This is a genomic window from Streptosporangium nanhuense (assembly GCF_059358815.1).
On record NZ_JCADBG010000025.1, the window covers coordinates 92,470 to 110,883 of the forward strand.

General features: G+C 70.0%; 16 protein-coding genes. 8 read left to right on the top strand and 8 right to left on the bottom strand.

Annotated features, from left to right (window positions below):
- Positions 1–502 precede the first annotated feature (502 nt).
- Both AC5L38_RS36100 and AC5L38_RS36105 read left to right on the top strand, forming a co-directional pair.
- Positions 503–1,054, top strand: coding sequence for a hypothetical protein (locus tag AC5L38_RS36100; RefSeq protein ID WP_495247294.1), 552 nt, complete (start codon positions 503–505; stop codon positions 1,052–1,054).
- Between the two features lie 37 nt (positions 1,055–1,091).
- Positions 1,092–2,093, top strand: coding sequence for a hypothetical protein (locus AC5L38_RS36105; protein ID WP_495247295.1), 1,002 nt, complete (start codon positions 1,092–1,094; stop codon positions 2,091–2,093).
- Between the two features lie 64 nt (positions 2,094–2,157).
- Here the strand turns inward: AC5L38_RS36105 and AC5L38_RS36110 are convergent, their stop codons facing one another.
- On the bottom strand, positions 2,158–2,682 hold the full coding sequence (locus AC5L38_RS36110; protein ID WP_495247296.1) for a hypothetical protein: 525 nt from the start codon (positions 2,680–2,682) through the stop codon (positions 2,158–2,160).
- A 130-nt stretch (positions 2,683–2,812) separates the two neighbouring features.
- Here AC5L38_RS36110 and ppgK point away from each other — a divergent pair, with 130 nt between their 5' ends.
- The 3 genes from ppgK to hrpA all read left to right on the top strand — a co-directional run bounded on the left by ppgK (position 2,813) and on the right by hrpA (position 10,404).
- Positions 2,813–3,544, top strand: coding sequence for a polyphosphate--glucose phosphotransferase (gene ppgK / locus AC5L38_RS36115; RefSeq protein WP_495247297.1), 732 nt, complete (start codon positions 2,813–2,815; stop codon positions 3,542–3,544).
- A gap of 328 nt (positions 3,545–3,872) precedes the next feature.
- On the top strand, positions 3,873–6,176 hold the full coding sequence (locus AC5L38_RS36120; RefSeq protein ID WP_495247298.1) for a glycoside hydrolase family 6 protein: 2,304 nt from the start codon (positions 3,873–3,875) through the stop codon (positions 6,174–6,176).
- A 331-nt stretch (positions 6,177–6,507) separates the two neighbouring features.
- A complete protein-coding gene (gene hrpA / locus AC5L38_RS36125; RefSeq protein ID WP_495247299.1) occupies positions 6,508–10,404 on the top strand; it encodes an ATP-dependent RNA helicase HrpA in 3,897 nt (1,298 codons plus the stop codon).
- A gap of 10 nt (positions 10,405–10,414) precedes the next feature.
- Here the strand turns inward: hrpA and AC5L38_RS36130 are convergent, their stop codons facing one another.
- Complete coding sequence (locus tag AC5L38_RS36130; RefSeq protein ID WP_495247300.1) at positions 10,415–11,044, bottom strand: Uma2 family endonuclease; 630 nt, start codon at positions 11,042–11,044, stop codon at positions 10,415–10,417.
- Between the two features lie 251 nt (positions 11,045–11,295).
- On the opposite strand from AC5L38_RS36130, the gene AC5L38_RS36135 reads away from it, so the two are divergent.
- A complete protein-coding gene (locus AC5L38_RS36135; protein ID WP_495247301.1) occupies positions 11,296–11,943 on the top strand; it encodes an HAD family hydrolase in 648 nt (215 codons plus the stop codon).
- A gap of 68 nt (positions 11,944–12,011) precedes the next feature.
- Here AC5L38_RS36135 and AC5L38_RS36140 read toward each other — a convergent pair whose 3' ends face one another.
- Both AC5L38_RS36140 and AC5L38_RS36145 read right to left on the bottom strand, forming a co-directional pair.
- Positions 12,012–13,034 (bottom strand): pectate lyase family protein, encoded by a 1,023-nt coding sequence (locus AC5L38_RS36140; RefSeq protein ID WP_495247302.1) that lies wholly within the window; start codon positions 13,032–13,034, stop codon positions 12,012–12,014.
- 134 nt (positions 13,035–13,168) lie between these two features.
- A complete protein-coding gene (locus AC5L38_RS36145; RefSeq protein ID WP_495247303.1) occupies positions 13,169–14,212 on the bottom strand; it encodes a pectate lyase family protein in 1,044 nt (347 codons plus the stop codon).
- 154 nt (positions 14,213–14,366) lie between these two features.
- Here AC5L38_RS36145 and AC5L38_RS36150 point away from each other — a divergent pair, with 154 nt between their 5' ends.
- Together AC5L38_RS36150 and AC5L38_RS36155 are read left to right on the top strand one after the other, a co-directional pair.
- A complete protein-coding gene (locus AC5L38_RS36150) occupies positions 14,367–14,579 on the top strand; it encodes a transposase (protein WP_495247304.1) in 213 nt (70 codons plus the stop codon).
- Positions 14,572–14,721 (top strand): helix-turn-helix domain-containing protein, encoded by a 150-nt coding sequence (locus tag AC5L38_RS36155; RefSeq protein ID WP_495247305.1) that lies wholly within the window; start codon positions 14,572–14,574, stop codon positions 14,719–14,721. Before AC5L38_RS36150 ends, AC5L38_RS36155 begins: the two co-directional genes overlap by 8 nt.
- Before the next feature lie 32 nt (positions 14,722–14,753).
- On the opposite strand, the gene AC5L38_RS36160 is transcribed toward AC5L38_RS36155, so the two are convergent.
- The 4 genes from AC5L38_RS36160 to AC5L38_RS36175 all read right to left on the bottom strand — a co-directional run bounded on the left by AC5L38_RS36160 (position 14,754) and on the right by AC5L38_RS36175 (position 18,223).
- Complete coding sequence (locus AC5L38_RS36160; RefSeq protein ID WP_495247306.1) at positions 14,754–15,857, bottom strand: pectate lyase family protein; 1,104 nt, start codon at positions 15,855–15,857, stop codon at positions 14,754–14,756.
- 853 nt (positions 15,858–16,710) lie between these two features.
- On the bottom strand, positions 16,711–17,040 hold the full coding sequence (locus AC5L38_RS36165; protein WP_495247307.1) for a DUF5709 domain-containing protein: 330 nt from the start codon (positions 17,038–17,040) through the stop codon (positions 16,711–16,713).
- Positions 17,041–17,121: 81 nt separating this feature from the next.
- The gene (locus AC5L38_RS36170) at positions 17,122–17,616 is read right to left on the bottom strand and encodes an NUDIX domain-containing protein (RefSeq protein ID WP_495247308.1); all 495 of its coding nucleotides are present in this window, start codon (positions 17,614–17,616) and stop codon (positions 17,122–17,124) included.
- A 61-nt stretch (positions 17,617–17,677) separates the two neighbouring features.
- Positions 17,678–18,223: a GNAT family N-acetyltransferase gene (locus tag AC5L38_RS36175; protein ID WP_495247309.1), complete on the bottom strand. Its 546-nt coding sequence runs from the start codon at positions 18,221–18,223 to the stop codon at positions 17,678–17,680.
- Between the last annotated feature and the right edge of the window lie 191 nt (positions 18,224–18,414).

Consider the following 18,414-nt stretch of genomic DNA (forward strand, 5'->3'; position numbering starts at 1 on the left):
GCTCCCGGGGGAGGCCGTCCCGGGTCCGGGGCCTGAAGGAGCACACCTCGTCCCCGCCCGGTGCCCCGAGGCCCGAGGCGGCGTCCGCCGCGCCGCGGGGGCCGTTCCCGGTGCCCGTCCGAAGCCCTGTCCGCGGGCGGACCGGCAACGTGACGTCACTGTCTTCCGGGTTTGCATTCGATAGTTACAAACATATGTCGTGAATAAGAAGCCGAGGTGTTCTCGGCTTCCTGAAAGTGTGGTCGTCCCGCGAGTCCGTGTCGCGCCGATGTGGTGTGCGCGACGGGCTCGGATCCCTCACGGACATGGCGATGTCACACCGTAAGCCACCGTTGGCGCCATCCGCCGCTTTGGCTCTCAACGGAACATCTCGGAGCCTTTCGTTTGCCGTTTTCGTCACTCTGAGTAGTCATTGATCTCTTAGGGTTATCGCGACAAGTGTGGAAGATCCATTGCTTGCCGCCCTCCGAAGACATGCCTCATCATTTGGAAGGAAGAGATCTTGCGTAAGAGATTTGCCGCGCTCACCTCAGCGGGCGTAGGCGCCTTGGTGGTCATCCTGGCGGCACCGGCGGTGGCCGCTCCCACCGCCGACACCATCGTCACCTTCTCCGTGGAAGCGGGAAGCCTGGACATCGTCGCGCCGGCCGGCCCGATCGACCTCGGTTCCGCTCCTCCCGGTGGCACGCTCACCGGGCAGATCGGTCCCGTGTCGGTCTCCGACACCCGAGGCGGAGCCGACTCGGTCTGGACCGCGACGGTGTACGCGACGGACTTCACCGACGGCGCGCTGACCATTCCCTTCACCGCCATCGAGTACTGGTCCGGGCCGACGACCGCCACCACCGGCGGTGGCGTCTTCATCCCCGGACAGCCCACGGTGGCCGAGGCCGTCCCGCTGACGGGTACGACGCTGACCGCCATCCCGGCCATGGCCCACACGGGCGGCACCGGCGGTAGCACGGCGACCTGGAACCCCACCCTGATCGTCAACATCCCCATCACGGCTCAGGTGGGCGACTACACCGGGACGGTGACACATCAGGTGGCATAACCGGATCGCCGGATCGTTCGCGCTGACGCTGCTGGCCATGCTGTGTGTCGGCGGGGCCGGCGGGGTCGGCGCGTCGGCCGGCGCCGACCCCCGGGGCACGATCGGCATCCGCCTGCTCGAGGCGCCGGTCAGCCATCGCGGCGACCCCCGCGCGCTCTCCTACATCGTCGACCATCTCAATCCGGGCACCACCATCCGGCGGAAGATGGAGATCTCCAACACGTCCAGGAAGCTCCAGCACATCAGCCTGTACCCGGCCGCGGCCACCATCGTGCGGAACAGTTTCCACGCACCGGCGGGCCGTCCCCAGAACGAGCTGGTGAGCTGGATGTCGCTCGATCGTGACTCGATCGATCTGCCGCCGGGCCGTACGGCGGTCGCCGAGGTGACGATCAGGGTGCCGCTCGTCGCCTCGCGCGGTGAGCGGTTCGGCGTCGTCTGGGCGGAGGTCTCCGCCGAGCCCGACGCCTCCCACCCCGTGCGCGTCGTCAACCGGGTCGGGATCCGCGTCTACCTCGACGTCGGGCCGGGCGGCGAACCGCCGTCGGACTTCCGGATCGAGAAACTGACGCCCATCCGCACTCCGGACGGCAGCGTGCGACTGGAGGCGCTGGTCCGCAACACCGGGAAGCGGACCCTGGACATGAGCGGGATCTTGTCGCTGAAGGAAGGCCCCGGCGGCCTGCAGGCCGGGCCTTTCTCCGCCGACCTGGGGGTCACGCTGCTTCCCGGGGCCGTCGCCCCGGTGACCGTGACCATGGACCGGCGCATGCCCGACGGTCCCTGGAAGGGCAAGCTGACCCTGATGAGCGGAAGGGTGAAGCGGGTGGTCACCGCCCCCCTCACCTTCTCGGCGAAGAGCACGGGCCTCTCCGTCGAGCCCGACGGGGAGTACCTGTCCCTGGTGGGACTGGTGGCAGGGGTGGTCGTGCCCGTCACGGCCCTCGGCATCGTGGTGCGCCGCAGGCGCCGGGGCGGTCGTGCCCGTCACAGCCCTCGGCATCGTGGCAGGCGCCGGATCGCCGCCCCGACGAGCTGACGCTCCTGTCGGGGAGGCGGCCCGGCGGCCGGGCCGGGCGGGCGGGGGCCTCCCGCCCCCCTGCTCACTTCGAGGTGTAGAGGACCTTCCAGGTGCCCGCGTACAGGCAGTTCAGCGAGGGCTTGGAGGCCTTGGCCTCGGAGCAGACCTTGAGCTCGACCTGGTAGAGGTCGCGCTGGGTGAAGGCGAACGACTTCGGGGTGCGGTACGAGCAGTCGACGATGCTGCGGTGCTTGAACGGCAGGTTCTTGCCGTCGGCGGTGCGGTAGGTGAGGCGGAAGACCGCCCAGCCGCAGGAGGGGCCCCGGGTCAGGTCGTAGACCTTGCCGGAGATCCTGCCTCGCTCGGCGGCGGGAATGACCGCGTGGTCCTCACCGGAGACCGTCAGTGAGCCGTGCGTCTTGGCCCTCCTGCCGGGGGCGTAGTAGGTACCCCACGGGCCGGCGCCCTGCGCGGCCGTCGCGCCGGGGGCGGCCTGGGCGGCTGCGGGAGTGGTCGCGGGGGCGGTCGCCGCCTGGGCGGTCGCGGGGACGATGGCGAGGAGGGCGGTGGCGAGGGCGGATCCCGCGAGGAGGCGGCTGATCGTCATGGGAGTGTTTCCTTTCCGGCTGCTGTGCCCACAGTGTGTGATGGACCGCTTTCAACCGGGTTGACCGCTCGCTGCAAACGAGTATCAGCCGCCTATCGGGGGGAAGGGGGAGTCAACAGGAGGTAAGCACATGGAAGCGCTGGGAATCGACATCGGCGGGTCCGGGATCAAGGGCGCGCCGGTGGACGTCGCGAAGGGGCGGCTGACGCGGGAGCGGCTGCGCATCCCCACACCGGACCCCTCCAAGCCCGAGGCGGTGGCCGAGGTGGTGGCGGCGATCGTCGAGCACTTCGCGTGGCAGGGGCCGGTGGGGGTCACCTTTCCCGGGATCGTGCTCGACGGGGTCGCCAGATCGGCCGCCAACGTGGACAAGGACTGGATCGGCACCGACGCGCGGAAGCTGTTCTCCGAGGCGACGGGGCTGGCGGTGACCGTGCTCAACGACGCCGACGCGGCCGGCCTGGCCGAGGTGGCGGCGGGTGCCGCCAAGGGCAGGACGGGTGTGGTGATGCTGCTGACCTTCGGCACCGGGATCGGCAGCGCCCTGCTCATCGACGGCCGCCTGGTGCCCAACACCGAGCTCGGCCACCTGGAGATCAGGGGCAAGGAGGCCGAGAAGCGCGCCTCCGACCACGCGCGCGAGGAGCACGACCTCGACTGGGACGAGTGGGCCGAGAAGGTGCAGGAGTATCTGGAACACGTCGAGGCGCTGTTCTCCCCGTCGCTGTTCATCATCGGCGGAGGCGTCAGCAAGAAGGCCGACAAGTTCCTGCCCCAGATCAAGTTGCGCACCCCGATCGTCCCCGCGGGTCTTCAGAACGAGGCGGGCATCGTGGGCGCCGCGATGGCGGCCACCGAGTAGGGGCCCGGTCCTGCCCGGGTGCGCGCTTCGCGCAGGCGGCCCGGGAAGGCCGGCGTACGCCGGACATGGGGCGTAGGGCGTGGGATGGGCGGTGCGGGCGCGAGCGGCGGGGGAGCGAGGCGCGGGGGCCGGCGACGGCCGGCGCGCACCGTTCATGAAGGGCTCCGGAGAGGGATCTGAAACTTTCATCGCGCTCGAAAGTCGTTCGGTGAGGTCAGGGGCGGAGAGCGGCCCATTCGGGGGCCTCCGACGTGCAACAAGCTGTACACATCCGTGAAACATCCGGACTATGGGAGCGCTCCCACCATCCTCCTGGAGATGATCACGAATGACAGTCAATCCGCGCCGCCATGCCTGGCGCAACCGGGTGGCGACCCTGGCGGCCACACTTGTGGCCGCCGCCGGTCTCGCCACCGGGCAAGCCGCCACGGCGCACGCCGCAGTCGCCTGCGACGTCGCCTACACCACCAACGACTGGCAGGGCGGATTCACCGCCAGCGTCACGATCAAGAACCTCGGTGACCCGCTCACCAACTGGACCCTGGGATTCGCCTTCACCGCCGGGCAGACCCTCCAGCAGGGCTGGTCGGCGACCTGGGCCCAGTCGGGCACCCAGGTCACCGCGAGGAACCTCGCCTGGAACGGCTCCCTCGCCACCGGCGCCTCCACCAGCATCGGCTTCAACGGGGCGTCGACCGGGAGCAACCCCAAGCCGGCCGCCTTCACGATCAACGGCGTGACCTGCGGCGGGCAGAACCCCGTCAACCAGCCCCCCACGGTCAGCCTGACCAGCCCCGCCTCCGGCTCCACCTACCAGTCCGGTGCCGCGGTGCCGCTCGCGGCGACCGCGAGCGACGACGGCTCCGTCAGCAAGGTGGAGTTCTACGTCGACGGCGCGCTGGTCAACACCGACACCAGCTCCCCGTACTCCTACTCCGCCACGGGCCTGGCGTCCGGCTCCCACACCGCCAGCGCCAAGGCCTACGACAACGCCTCCCCGGCGCTGTCCACCCAGACCGCCGCGGTCCCCTTCACCGTGGGCGGCGGCAACCAGACGCCGTCGATCGTCGCCTCCGCGACCTCCCTCAGCGTTCCCGAGGGCGCCTCCAGGACCGTCGGCTTCAGGCTCAGCCAGGCGCCGAGCGGCAACGTCACGGTCAACCTGACCAAGACGGGTGACGCGGACCTCACCATCTCGCCCTCCACGCTGGCCTTCACCACCGCCAACTGGAACACGGCGCAGAACGTGACGGTCTCGGCCGCCCAGGACTCCGACGAGGCCAACGGCACCGCCACCGTCGCGGCCGCCGCCTCCGGTCACACCGGCGCCTCCGTCGCCGTGACCGAGGCCGACGACGACGGCACCAACCCGACGCCGGTGCACGTCGACAACCCCTACTCCGGCGCCGACGGCTACGTGAACCCCGACTGGTCGGCCAAGGCCGCCGCCGAGCCCGGTGGCGACGCGATCGCCGACATCTCCACCGGCGTGTGGCTGGACCGCATCGCCGCCATCGAGGGCTCCTCCTCGGCCATGGGGCTGCGCGAGCACCTGGACGAGGCCCTGGTGCAGGACGCGGCCAACGGCAGCAGGCCGCTGACGATCCAGATCGTCATCTACAACCTGCCCAACCGCGACTGCTCGGCGCTCGCCTCCAACGGTGAGCTGCTCATCGCTCAGAACGGCCTGAACCGCTACAAGACCGAGTACATCGACCCGATCGCCGCGATCATGGGCGAGTCGAAGTACGCGGGCCTGCGGATCTCGACGATCGTCGAGATCGACTCGCTGCCGAACCTGGTCACCAACCTCAACCTGGCGAAGTGCCAGGAGGCCAAGGACAGCGGCGCCTACGTCGACGGCGTCCGCTACGCCCTGAACAAGCTGCACGCGATCACGAACGTCTACACCTACGTCGACGCCGGGCACCACGGCTGGCTCGGCTGGGACAGCAACTTCGGCCCGGCCGCAGACCTGTTCGCGAGCACCGTCGCCGGCACCACCGCGGGCTTCGACAGCGTGGACGGCTTCATCACCAACACCGCCAACTACTCGGCGCTGCGTGAGCCGCACTTCACCATCAACACCACCGTCAACGGCCAAAGCGTCCGCCAGTCCGACTGGCTGGACTGGAACTTCTACGTCGACGAGCTCTCCTTCGCCCAGGCCTTCAGGAACACGCTGATCCAGAAGGGCTTCAGGTCCAACATCGGCATGCTGATCGACACCTCCCGCAACGGCTGGGGAGGCTCGGCCCGCCCGTCGGCTCCCAGCACCTCGACGAACGTGAACACCTTCGTCGACCAGTCGCGCGTCGACCGCAGGTTCCACGCCGGCAACTGGTGCAACCAGAGCGGTGCCGGACTGGGCGAGCGCCCGCAGGCCAGCCCCGCCGCCGGTCTGGACGCCTACGTCTGGATCAAGCCCCCGGGTGAGTCCGACGGCTCCAGCAAGGAGATCCCGAACAACGAGGGCAAGGGCTTCGACCGGATGTGCGACCCGACCTACCCGGGCAACGACCGCAACGGCAACAGCATGAGCGGCGCCCTGGCCGACGCGCCGATCTCCGGCCAGTGGTTCTCCGCCCAGTTCCGCCAGCTGCTCCAGAACGCCTACCCGGCGCTCCCGTAACCCGCTGATCCCGGGTCCCGCTCCCGCGGGGCCCGGGTGAGGCCCGAACGCGACGGCCCCGTCACCCCGGCCCCGGGGAGGCGGGGCCGTTCTCCTGCCCGGGCACCCTTCGGCGGGAAACCGGGAGGGAGCCGGGGCGGGCTGCCCGTACCAGATGGATATTGGGATGCGGCGGAGCGGCGGCTCGGGCAGCATGGGCGGTTGGGCCCGCACGCGGGGGCCCGCACGCAAGGCCCTTCACGCGGGGGCATTCAGGTGTGGAGCCTCACACGCGCCTTCGCGGTGGCGGGTGGGCCCGCACACGTGGGCCGAAAGTATCCTGGGTCTCAGTATGGGAACGCCTCCTTTGACATCGCCTCTCTCCGACCTGCACGCGCGCCTGCCCGAGCTCACGCTGCGTGACCAGCGGCGGCTCCGCCGCAGGCTCGACGGGGCCCGCAGGGTCAGAAACCGTGCCGCGCAGCAGAAGATCGCCGCGGAGATCACCTCCGACATCGAGCGGGCCGAGCGGCGGGTCGCCCAGCGCCGCTCCGGTGTCCCCGCGATCACCTATCCGGAGGCGCTGCCGGTCAGCCAGCGCAGGGACGACATCCTGGAGGCGATCCGCGACAACCAGGTCGTGATCGTCGCCGGGGAGACCGGTTCCGGCAAGACCACCCAGCTGCCGAAGATCTGCCTTGAGCTGGGCCGGGGCGTCAAGGGCCTGATCGGGCACACCCAGCCCCGCCGCATCGCCGCCCGCACCGTCGCCGAGCGCGTCGCCGAGGAGCTCGACACCCCGCTCGGCGACGCCGTCGGCTACAAGGTGCGCTTCACCGACCAGGTGAGCGACGGCACCCTCGTCAAGGTCATGACGGACGGCATCCTGCTGGCCGAGCTGCAGAACGACCGCGACCTCGACCAGTACGACACGCTGATCGTCGACGAGGCGCACGAGCGCAGCCTCAACATCGACTTCATCCTGGGCTACCTCAAGCAGCTGCTCCCGCGCCGCCCCGACCTGAAGGTGATCATCACCTCGGCGACCATCGACCCCGAGCGCTTCTCCAAGCACTTCGGCGACGCGCCGATCGTGGAGGTCTCCGGCCGGACCTACCCCGTTGAGGTGCGCTACCGGCCGGTCGCCGAGGACGACGACCAGATCCAGGCGATCGGCAACGCCGTCGACGAGCTGTGCGCGGAGGGGCCCGGCGACATCCTGGTCTTCCTCAGCGGCGAGCGGGAGATCCGCGACACCGCCGAGGCGCTGTCGAAGCGCAAGGACGCCGAGATCCTGCCGCTGTACGCCAGGCTGTCCGCCGCCGAGCAGCACCGGGTCTTCCAGCGGCACACCGGCCGCCGGGTCGTGCTCGCCACCAACGTGGCCGAGACCTCGCTGACCGTGCCGGGCATCAAGTACGTGGTCGACCCCGGCTTCGCCAGGATCTCCCGCTACAGCCACCGCACCAAGGTCCAGCGCCTGCCCATCGAGGCGATCTCCCAGGCCTCGGCCAACCAGCGCAAGGGCCGCTGCGGCCGTGTCTCCGAGGGCGTCTGCATCCGGCTGTACGAGGAGGACGACTTCGTCACCCGGCCGGAGTTCACCGACCCGGAGATCCTGCGCACCAACCTCGCCTCGGTCATCCTGCAGATGACCTCGATCGGCCTGGGCGACATCGGGGCCTTCCCGTTCGTCGAGCCGCCCGACCAGCGCCAGGTCAGGGACGGCTACGACCTGCTGCTGGAGCTGGGCGCCTTCGACCAGGCCAGGCAGATGACCCCGCTCGGCCGCAAGCTGGCGGGGCTCCCGGTCGACCCGCGCCTGGCCCGCATGGTGCTGGAGGCCGACCGCAACGGCTGCGTCCGCGAGGTCATGGTCATCGCCTCCGCCCTGTCGATCCAGGACCCGCGCGAGCGGCCGGCCGACAAGCAGCAGGCCGCCGACGAGAAGCACCGCCGCTTCGCGGACAAGGAGTCCGACTTCGTCTCGTACCTGAACCTGTGGGAATACCTGCAGGAGCAGCAGAAGGAGCTGTCGTCCAGCGCGTTCCGGCGACTGTGCAAGGCCGAGTTCCTCAACTACATGCGCGTCCGCGAGTGGCAGGACGTCTACAGCCAGCTCCGCCAGACGTCGAAGACCCTGGGCGTCACCCTCAACGGCACCCCCGGCGACGAGCAGAAGATCCACGTCTCCCTGCTGTCGGGCCTGCTGTCGCACGTCGGCGTCAAGGACATCGACAAGAAGACCGCCGACGCCGGCGGCGGCCGCCGCCCCCCGAACGAGCCGCGCAGGCCCATGACGGAGTACGTCGGCGCGCGCAACGCGCGGTTCGCGATCTTCCCGGGCTCCGCGCTCGCCAAGAAGCAGCCGCTGTGGGTGATGTCCGCCGAGCTGGTGGAGACCTCCCGGCTCTGGGCCCGGGTCAACGCCAAGATCGAACCCGAGTGGGTCGAGCCGCTCGCCCAGCACCTGATCAAGCGCACCTACTCCGAGCCGCACTGGGAGAAGAAGCAGGGCTCGGTGATGGCCTACGAGAAGGTCACCCTGTACGGCGTCCCGATCGTGGTCCAGCGCAAGGTCAACTACGGTCGCATCGACCCCGAGCTGAGCCGGGAGCTGTTCATCCGGCACGCCCTGGTCGAGGGCGACTGGGAGACCCACCACGCCTTCTTCGCCGAGAACCGCAGGCTGCTCGAAGAGGTCGAGGAGCTGGAGGAGCGGGCCCGGCGCCGCGACATCCTCGTCGACGACGAGACGCTGTTCGACTTCTACGACCAGCGCGTCCCCGCCGACGTCGTCTCCGGGCGCCACTTCGACTCCTGGTGGAAGAAGGCCAGGGCCGACCAGCCCGACCTGCTCAGCTTCGAGAAGTCGATGCTGATCAGCGAGACGGCGGGCGACGTCAGCCGGCGCGACTACCCCGACGTGTGGCGCCAGGGCGGCCTGCGCTTCCCCCTCACGTACCAGTTCGAGCCCGGCACCGACGCCGACGGCGTCACCGCGCACATCCCGCTCGCGCTGCTCAACCAGGTCAACGTCGAGGGCTTCGACTGGCAGATCCCCGGGCTGCGCGAGGAGCTGCTCACCGCGCTCATCCGGAGCCTGCCCAAGCCCATCCGGCGTAACTTCGTCCCCGCCCCCAACTACGCGAAGAAGGCGCTGGAGCGGGCCGAGCCCACCCAGGAGCCGCTGCTCGCGGTGCTGGAACGCGAGCTGCTGAACCTGACCGGCGTCCAGGTGCCGCGCGAGGCCTGGCAGCCCGACCTGGTCCCCGACCACCTCAAGATCACTTTTCGGGTGATCGACGGCCGCAAGCAGAAGCTGGCCGAGAGCAAGGACCTGGCCGGGCTGAAACGAAGGCTCGCCCCCAAGCTCCGCCAGACCCTGTCCAAGGCCGCCGACGGCCTGGAGAAGTCCGGCCTGACGGGATGGACCGTGGGCGCGCTGCCCAAGACGTTCGAGCAGCGCAGGATGAAGGCCTACCCGGCGCTCGCCGACGAGGGCGCCACCGTGGCCGTACGGATGTTCGAGACCGAGGCCGAGCAGCGCCGGGCCATGTGGGAGGGCACCCGCAGGCTGCTGCTGCTCAACACGCCTTCACCGGCCAAATGGGTGCTCGGCCGCCTCGGCAACCAGGCCAAGCTCGCGTTGAGCCGCAGCCCGCACGCCGGTGCCACCGCGCTGTTCGACGACTGCATCGCCTGCGCCGCCGACCATCTCATGATCGAGCACGGCGGTCCGGTCTGGGACGAGCCGGCCTTCGCCACGCTCCACGACAAGGTCCGGGCCGAGCTGTTCGACACCACCGCCGAGGTCGTCGCCCGGGTCGAGAGCATCCTCAGGGTCTGGCACACCGTCTCGAACCTGCTGCCGGAGTCGCGCTCCACCCCCGCGATCGAGGACATCCGCGACCAGGTGGCCAACCTCGTCTACCCGGGGTTCGTCACCGACACCGGCTACAGGCGCCTGCCCGACCTGCTCCGCTATCTCAAGGGGGCCGAGCGACGGCTGGAGAAGGTCCACGACGACGCGTTCCGCGACGGGGAGCGGATGAACCAGGTGCACGACATCGAGGACGACTATCACGAGCTGGTCGAGAAGCTCCCCCCGGCCCGCCGCTCCGACGACGACGTCCGCCAGATCCGCTGGATGATCGAGGAGCTCAGGGTCAGCTACTTCGCCCAGACCCTCGGCACCCCGTACTCGATCTCCGACAAGCGCATCCGCAAGGCGATGGAGAAGCTCTGAGCTCCGGCGACTACAGGAAGATCGAGGTGTCGAGGTCGAAGTCGACGGGGGAGGGGATCCGGAGCGGCTTGCCCATCTCGGTGTGGGTCATGGTCCGGTAGCTGCCCTCCTCGGGGTCGCTGAGGACCGTGACCGCCGGAGGAGAGGCGACCGGGTCGACGATCAGCATGATCGGGACACCGCAGCCCGCGTAGATCCTGGGCTTCGTGGCGCGGTCCATCTCCATGCTCCCGGGTGAGACGATCTCCGCCACCAGGACGAGCCCCGAGGAGAGGATCTCGCGCTCGCCCCAGAGCGGCGCGTTCACGGGGACCAGGCAGTAGTCGGGGACGAGGGTGTCACGTGGTCCCTCGATACAGACATCGACGTTTCCCGCGAAACTCTCCCAGCCGCTCTTCTCCAGGATCGGCTGCAGGGCGAAGGCGAGGCGCATGGCGATTCGGCCGTGTTGCGGAATGCCGGATGGGCTCACGATGAGATTCCCGTCGATGATCTCGGCGCGAAGGCACAGGGTTGGGGGAAGGGACTCGAAGATCTCTCTCGGAGTCCGGGGGAGTGGCCGGTCCTCCGGGACGGCGGGCCGGGCGGGTGGCTGGGGCGCGGTGCGCTGGGCGGATCGCTGAGACGCTGTCATCACCATCGACCTTGTATCCCTTCGTGTCCGAACAGGCACTCTGAGTGTCGCATGAGAGTGTGCTCGGACGTGGAGCACATGCCCTGTGGTTATGGGCCGGCCCGCTGGAGGGGTGTTGGCCGGTGCTCATGGCTTCTCGCGCGGGGGGCGATCTTCGGACGCGGCCGTACGAGAGCGCGCGGCATGTGGTGGTCCCGCCCGGGGCCGCCTCGGGCGGCCGGGCTACGATCGGGAACTCGAACGGAGAGGGAGGCACCGTGGTCCGGGCGTTGGTGTTCGACGTGGGCGAGACGCTGATCGACGAGACGCGCATCTGGTCGCGCTGGGCCGACCGGCTGGGCGTCACCCGGTTCACCATGCTCGGCGTGCTCGGCGGCATGGCGGCTCTCGACAGGTCGTTCGAGGACGCCTTCCGGCTCCTGCGGCCCGGCTTCGACGTCGAGGCCGAGCAGGAGGCGTGGAAGCGCGACGACCCGGACGGGTTGCGGGTCGATTTCGACGCCGAGGACCTCTACCCGGACGTGCGGCCCGCCCTGGCGGCGCTGCGCGACCTCGGCCACGAGCTGATCATCGCGGGCAACCAGCCGCCGCAGGCGCGCGACGCGCTCGTCGCGATGGACCTGCCCGTCGACGCGGTGCACACCTCCGACGGCTGGGGCGTCTCCAAGCCCGCCCCGGAGTTCTTCGCCAAGGTCGTCGCGGTGTCGGGACGCGAGCCCGGCGAGATCCTCTACGTGGGCGACCGGCTGGACAACGACGTGCTGCCCGCACGGGCGGCGGGCATGCGGACCGCCCTGATCCGGCGGGGTCCCTGGGGGCACCTCCACGCGGAGCGCCCCCAGGCCGCCGAGGCGGACCACGTCGTCGACGACCTGCACGCCCTGGTCGCCGCCCTCACCCGCTGACCGTCTGTCCTACGGATGTCCGTCCGGATGTCCGTCCGGATGTCCGTCCGGATGTCGTACGGGTGAGGTCAGGGATTTCCCCACTGCGCGCCGATGCCGGCGCCGGCGCGTACCGCCGACGGGATGCCGGAGGGGGCGTCGACCGTGTACGCGTAGAAGGTGCGCGGCTCGACGACGGTGCCCGAGGTCTCGGGGGTTCCCGAGTTCACGTAGACGTTGTTGCGCTGCACCGCCCGTCCCGGGCCGCTGTCGGCGTAGCCGCTCGCGGAGAAGAGCGGGTGGGGCACGTCCTGGAAGTAGTTGCCCTCCACGACCACCCCGGCGTTCTCCGTCGAGGCCACCCCGTACAGCTCGTTGCCCAGGAAGTAGTTGTTGAGGACGTGTACCGGCTCGCCGAAGCGGATGCGCGGGTGGCGCTGGCGGCTGTTGTCAAAGAAGTTGTGGTGGATCGTCACCTTGAGGTGGCCGACGTCGGTGCCCGCGGCGCCGTCGGAGTGGCTGATCAGCATGCTCTTGTCGGAGTGGTCGAAGTGGTTCCACGACACGGTGACGTAGTCGGCGCCGCGCACCACGTCGATCGAGCCGTCGACCGCGCCGGAGAAGGTGTTGTGGTCGATCCAGATGTGGTGTGACTGCTGGCCCACGTTGATCGCGTCGTCCTCGGCCTCGGTGAACCGGATGTTGCGCACGATCACGTTGTAGGACCGGTAGAAGTCCAGGCCGCCGCCGGTGATGTGGCCCGAGGTGCCCACCCCGATGATGGTCTTGTTCGGCCGGACCCCCTGCTTGCTGGTGATCGCGATGGTGCCCGCGACCCGGATGACGAGCGTCTCCTTGCTGTCGATGTACTCCAGGAACGTGTCGGCGTCGGTCACGGTGACCGTGCGCCCGCCCGCGCCGCCGGTGGTGCCGTTCTGGCCGAGGGCGTTGACCGACGCGAAGCCGACCGGGGCGGGCAACGCCGCGGCGGTCCCGGTGGCGGTACCCGCGACGGCCGGTGTCACGGCGAGGACGGCGGCCAGCACGGCGGCCGCGGCGGCGCGCAGGGCCGTACCCCGCCGGGTCGCGGGATCGGTGATTCTCTGGGGCATGGTGTCTGCCTTCCTGGTGCGGGAGCGGTCGCGGGGATCCCGGGGAGGTTCGGGAGGTTCCGGGGAGGTGCGGGAAGGTGGGCCGCCGCCCGCCGGTGGGGGTGGCCGGCGGGCGGCGATCCGGGGGGAGAGGGCTAGCAGCCGATCTTCCCGACACCCGCGCCGGCGGACACGGTCGCCGGGACGGTCGCGGGGTCGTCGACGGTGTACTGGTAGTACGTGCGCGGCTCGACGACGGTGCCGGCCGTCTGGGGGGTGCCGGAGCCGACGTAGCGGTTGTTCCGCTCGACCACCCGGCCGGGGCCGCTCTTGTCGTAGCCCACGTAGATCGGGTGGGCGACGTTCTCGAAGTAGTTGCCCTCGACGAGCACCCCGGCGTTCTCGGTGGACGCGACGCCGTACAGCGCGTTGTTCCGGTAGTAGTTGTTGAGGACGTGGACCGGTTCGGCGAAGCGCACCCGGGGGTGGCGCTGGTCGGTGCCGTCGAAGAAGTTGTGGTGGTAGGTGACGCGCAGCTTCCCGACGTCGGCGGTGTAGTTGTCCGAGTGGCCCAGCAGCGCCGACTTGCTGTGGTGGTGGAAGTGGTTCCACGAGACCGTGACGAAGTCCGACTCCCGCTTGATGTCGAGCAGGCCGTCGTAGCCGTCGGAGAGGTCGTTGTGGTCGATCCACACGTGGTGGGCCTTGTTCGTGACGCTGATCGAGTCGTCCTCGGCACCGGTGAACCGGATGTTCCTGATGATCACGTTGTTGCCCGGCCGGGTCGTCGAGCCGAGCTGGAGCCCGCCGCCGGTGATCTCGGCGGTCGTGCCCACGCCCAGGATGCTCTTGTTCGCGACCACGGTGAGCATGCCGGACACCTGGATGCGGCCGGACACCTGGATCACGTACGGTCCTGCCCGGCCGACGTAGTCCTTCAGCGCCGCGGCGGTGGTCACGGTGATGACGGGGCCTCCGGCGCCGCCGGTGGTGCCGTTCTGGCCGAGGGCGTTGACGGTGGCGAAGCCGCTCGGGGTGCCGGTGCAGGCCGCGGCGAGCTTCCCTCCGGTGGCCGTACCCGAGGCGGTGGTGTCGGCGCCGGCGGCGCCACCCGCGCCGGCGAGCGCGGCGACCAGGAGCAGCGCGGTGACGGCCGAGCGGCGGAGGGGGCGGTTCATGGCGTTCATCGTCGTCTCCATCAGATCCTTCCGAGGGGACCGTCGCCTTTAGGCGACGAGGGAATCGGGAGCGGGAGGGCCGCCAGAGCCCGAGTGTGCCCTGGCCGGTCAGGTCTGCGCATTGGAGATTTCCGGTCGTCGCGCGTTGGATGGATGGTGCTGTTGTAATGGTCGTGTGACTCGTCAGGTGCGCACCTGTCCCGGTGCGGCGTACGACCTCGGATACCACGTGGTGTGGTGTCCGAAGTACCGCCTGGAGGAGTTGTACGCGCTGTGGTCGCGGTCGTTCTTCGTGGCCACGGCCGGCGCGGTGTCGGTCGATACCGTGCGGCGCTACATCGAGCTCCAGTACGATCATGTCCCCACGAGTGGGGGTGCTCGTGCGTAGGTCGTTCAAGTTCCTGCTGCGTCCCACCCGCCATCAAGAGGTCGCCCTCACCGCGTGCCTGGATGACCACCGCACCCTGTACGACGCCGCGCTGGAGCACCGCCGCACCGCCTACCGTCGCGACGTCGCGCAAGCGGCTTAACGAGAAGCCGCTCCCTTCAGGAAGCGGAGGAGTCACCAGATCTTCCCGACGCCCGCACCGGCGGGCACGATGGTCGGCACCGCGGAGGCCTGGTCCGCGCTGTAGGAGTAGTAGGTGCGCGGCTCGGTCACGGTGCCCCGCGTCTCGATGGCGTGGTTGCAGTCGACCAGGATGTTTCCGCGCTCGACCAGGCGCCCGAGGTCCCCGCTGAACTCCACCCGTCCGGGGTTGTTGACGCTGTAGAAGTAGTTGTTCTCGACCAGCACCCCGGCGTTGTAGGTGGACGCGATGCCGTAGCTGTTGTCCCGGTAGTAATTGTTGTAGACGTGCACGACGTTCGCGAAGCGGACCCGGGGGTGGCGCTGGTCGGAGGCGTCGAAGAAGTTGTGGTGGTAGGTGACGCGCAGCCGGCCGATGTCCTGCGGGCCCGCGTCCTCGTCGTGGGAGAGCAGCAGGGTCTTGTCGTGGTCGTGGAACCTGTTCCAGGAGACGGTCACGTAGTCCGAGCCGCGCTTGATGTCGACCGCCCCGTCGTCCCCGTTGGAGAAGTCGTTGTGGTCGATCCAGACGTGGTGGCTGAACATCTGCACGTTGATCATGTCGTCGGTGGCGCCGGAGAACGCGATGTTGCGGATGATGATGTTGTGCACGGCGTTCGCGGGCGGCGAGGTGACGGAGTCGCTGACCGGCAGGCCGATGTTCAGCCCGCCACCGACCAGCGCGGCGTTCGCGCCGACACCGATGATCGTCTTGTCCGACGCGACGTTGTGCATGCCGTCGCTGGAGCCGGTGGGCAGCGTGATCCGGCCGGTGACCTGGATGACGTACGGCCCGGAGCGGGAGATGTAGTCGAGGAACTGCGCGGTCGTGGCCGCGGTGACCGTGGGGCCTCCCGCGCCGCCGGTGGTGCCGTTCTGGCCGAGGGCGTTGACGGTGGAGAAGCCGATCTGGGCGTTGACCGGGTCCGCGAGCCGCGCGGCTCCGGTCTCCGCCACGGCGGGGCCGATCAGAGCGGAGATCAGGAGGGCGACGGCGGCGAGGACGGGTGCCGTGCGCCGGGTGCTTCCGGGTGCGGAACGCGGCAGTTCCGCCGGCTTCGAGGGGAGGGGCGGGGGGAGGGCGGATCTGGGGGACACGTGTTCTCTGCTCTCTGCGCGCGGTCGCGGTCGCGGCGGCGTGCGGTCAGGCGGCAGCGTGAAGCCGGGAGAGGAGTACGGGACGTCCGCGGTGCGCGGCTCATCGGCGCGACGGCCACGGTTTCCGGTGCGGATCCTCGGTCGGATCTCCGGTACGGAAAAGGTGCGCCGGTCGCGTGGAAGGCGGTGCTTTCCCACCGCGCGGCGGTCGTCGTCTCGCCGGGCCGGTCCGCCCGTGGGCTGAGGCCGCGCGGCGCGCGTGGGAGGTGAGGCGGGAGTGGTCACCGCACTCGGGAGAAGGGAGGGCTCGGGTCAGTGCGCGGCTATGGCATCGCCACCTTCCAGCGGGTGGAACGCTTCCCGGCGAGGCGCTAGGAAAGCGCTTTCCAGACGGGCCCGAGTTTATGTTTCCAACAAGTTTCTGTCAATGCTCCGCGATCGCCGGTGGGAGGCGAGGGGGCGGGTGCGGGTGCGGGCCCGGGTTGGCGGGCGGGGGTCATCCCGGCGTGCGGGGACCAGGGTGGTGAGCCGGCCCGGTGCGCGGGGCGGGTGGTGAGCCGGTCGGGTGTGCCGGTGGGAGGTGCGGGGGTCATCCCGGCGTGCGGGACGCCAGGACGGTGAGCCGGTCCGGTGTGCGGGGGCTCGGGTGGTGAGCCGGTCCGGGGTGCCGGTGCGTGTCGCGGGGGACCGGTCGCCCCGGGCTTCGTCGTGCTGTCGAGGTGGTAGGGCAGGTCGTCGAGAAGCGCACGGACCGGTCGCCCCGGGCCTCGTCGTGCCGGTGAGGCCCGGGGGCGCGGCCGGTGGTCCGTGCTCGGTTCGCGAGGGGCCGGGATCTTCGGCCCCGGAGGGGTTCTCAGGTTTCGCGGTACTCGATGTCGGGCTCGATGTGGACGGCGCGCTCCTCGGCGGACAGGTCGCCGTCGTCGAGGCCCACCTCCGAGGCGTACTCCTCGGAGGTCTCGTCGGGGCTCAGCCCCTCGTCCGGCGCCACCAGGCGGGTTCCGTCGCGCGGGACCCGCTCGCGCTCCGGGGCCTCGCGCCGGAGGCGCTCGTCGAGGGTGTCCTGGTGCTCGTCGTCGTGTTCGACGATCTCGTGGTTGAGACCGAGGTCGTCGGTCCACTCCTCGACCTCGATCGCCTGCTCGTCGCTCAGACCCTCGCGGTCTGGGGGTGTTTCGGTCATACCGCCGCCCTACCCGTTTTATCGCCCTAAATCCCAGGTCAGATCTCCGTCGTGCCCCCGCGAGGTCCGTGACCGGGTTCCTCAGCCGTCGGTCTCCAGTGGCTCGCCCGGCAGGTAGACGGGGCACCGGTTCTCGCGGGCCAGGCGCCCGGCCGCGAGGCGGGGCGCCATGTGCGCGGGCAGGAGGGGGGCGGCGGCGTCCCAGGGGAGGAACGCCACCTCGTCGAGCTCCTCCACCTGCAGCCGTACGCGGGTGGGATCCTCCAGGACGCCGCCGTCGAACATGAAGTTGATTATCGCGCGGGGGCGCTCCCTCGTCGGCGGCGCCCAGTGGACCACGAGCAGCTCGCCCGCCTTGACGGACACGCCGAGCTCCTCGGCCACCTCGCGCGTGGCGGCGTCGTGGGGTGCCTCGCCCTCCTCGACGATCCCGCCGGGGAAGTTCCAGCCGGGCCGGTAGTTGGGCTTGACCAGCAGGACGCGGTCCTCCGCGTCGGTGAGCAGCATGCAGGCCGAGACGAACACGCTGGGCAGGGTGGCGTACCAGGCGGCGGGGTCGGGATAGGGCTCGCTCATCTTCGCCACGCTACCCTCGCGACCGCCGGTCACGGGTGGATCCGCCGGCGGCACCCCTCGCTCAGCCGAGTTTCTTGACCAGGAGCTCCATTTCCAGGTCGTTCCTGGCCGGTACGCCGACGCTCTCGTCGTCGTAGGGGAAGGGGATCATCTCGCCGGTGCGGGTGTAGCCGCGGCGCACGTACCAGGCGAGGAGTTCCTCGCGCGCCGAGATCACCGTCATGCGCATCTCGCCGACCCCCCAGGTGTCGCGGGAGAAGCGCTCGGCCTCGGCGAGGACCGCCTTGCCGAAGCCGCCGCCCTGCAGGGTGGGGCGTACGGCGAACATGCCGAAGTAGGCGTATCCGCCCCGGTGTTCCACCTGGCAGCAGGCGACGATCCCGTCCTGCGCCTCCATGACGATCATGTGGCTTCCCGGCTTCCCCAGCTCGGCGGCCACGCTCTCGGGGTTCGTCCGCCGCCCGCTCAGCAGGTCCGCCTCGGTCGTCCATCCGGCGCGGCTCGACTCTCCCCGGTACGCCGAGTCGACCAGGAGCGCCAGGGCGGGCGCGTCCGCGACGGTGGCCGTGCGGAAGGTGGGCCGAACGGCCTGGGAGGGGTTGTCCATGCGGATGATCCTCTCAGCGCGGGGTGGGATGTACGCGAACCACCCGTCGTCTGTGTCTTGCGAATCATACCCAAATAGGCTTTTTATCCTATTTTCTCGTGTTACCCGAAGCCCTTTCCCCGGATCCCGGCCGGGGTGTCCCGCTCGGAGGGTCCGCTCGACCCGGGTGGGCCGCTCGGCAGATCCACCCA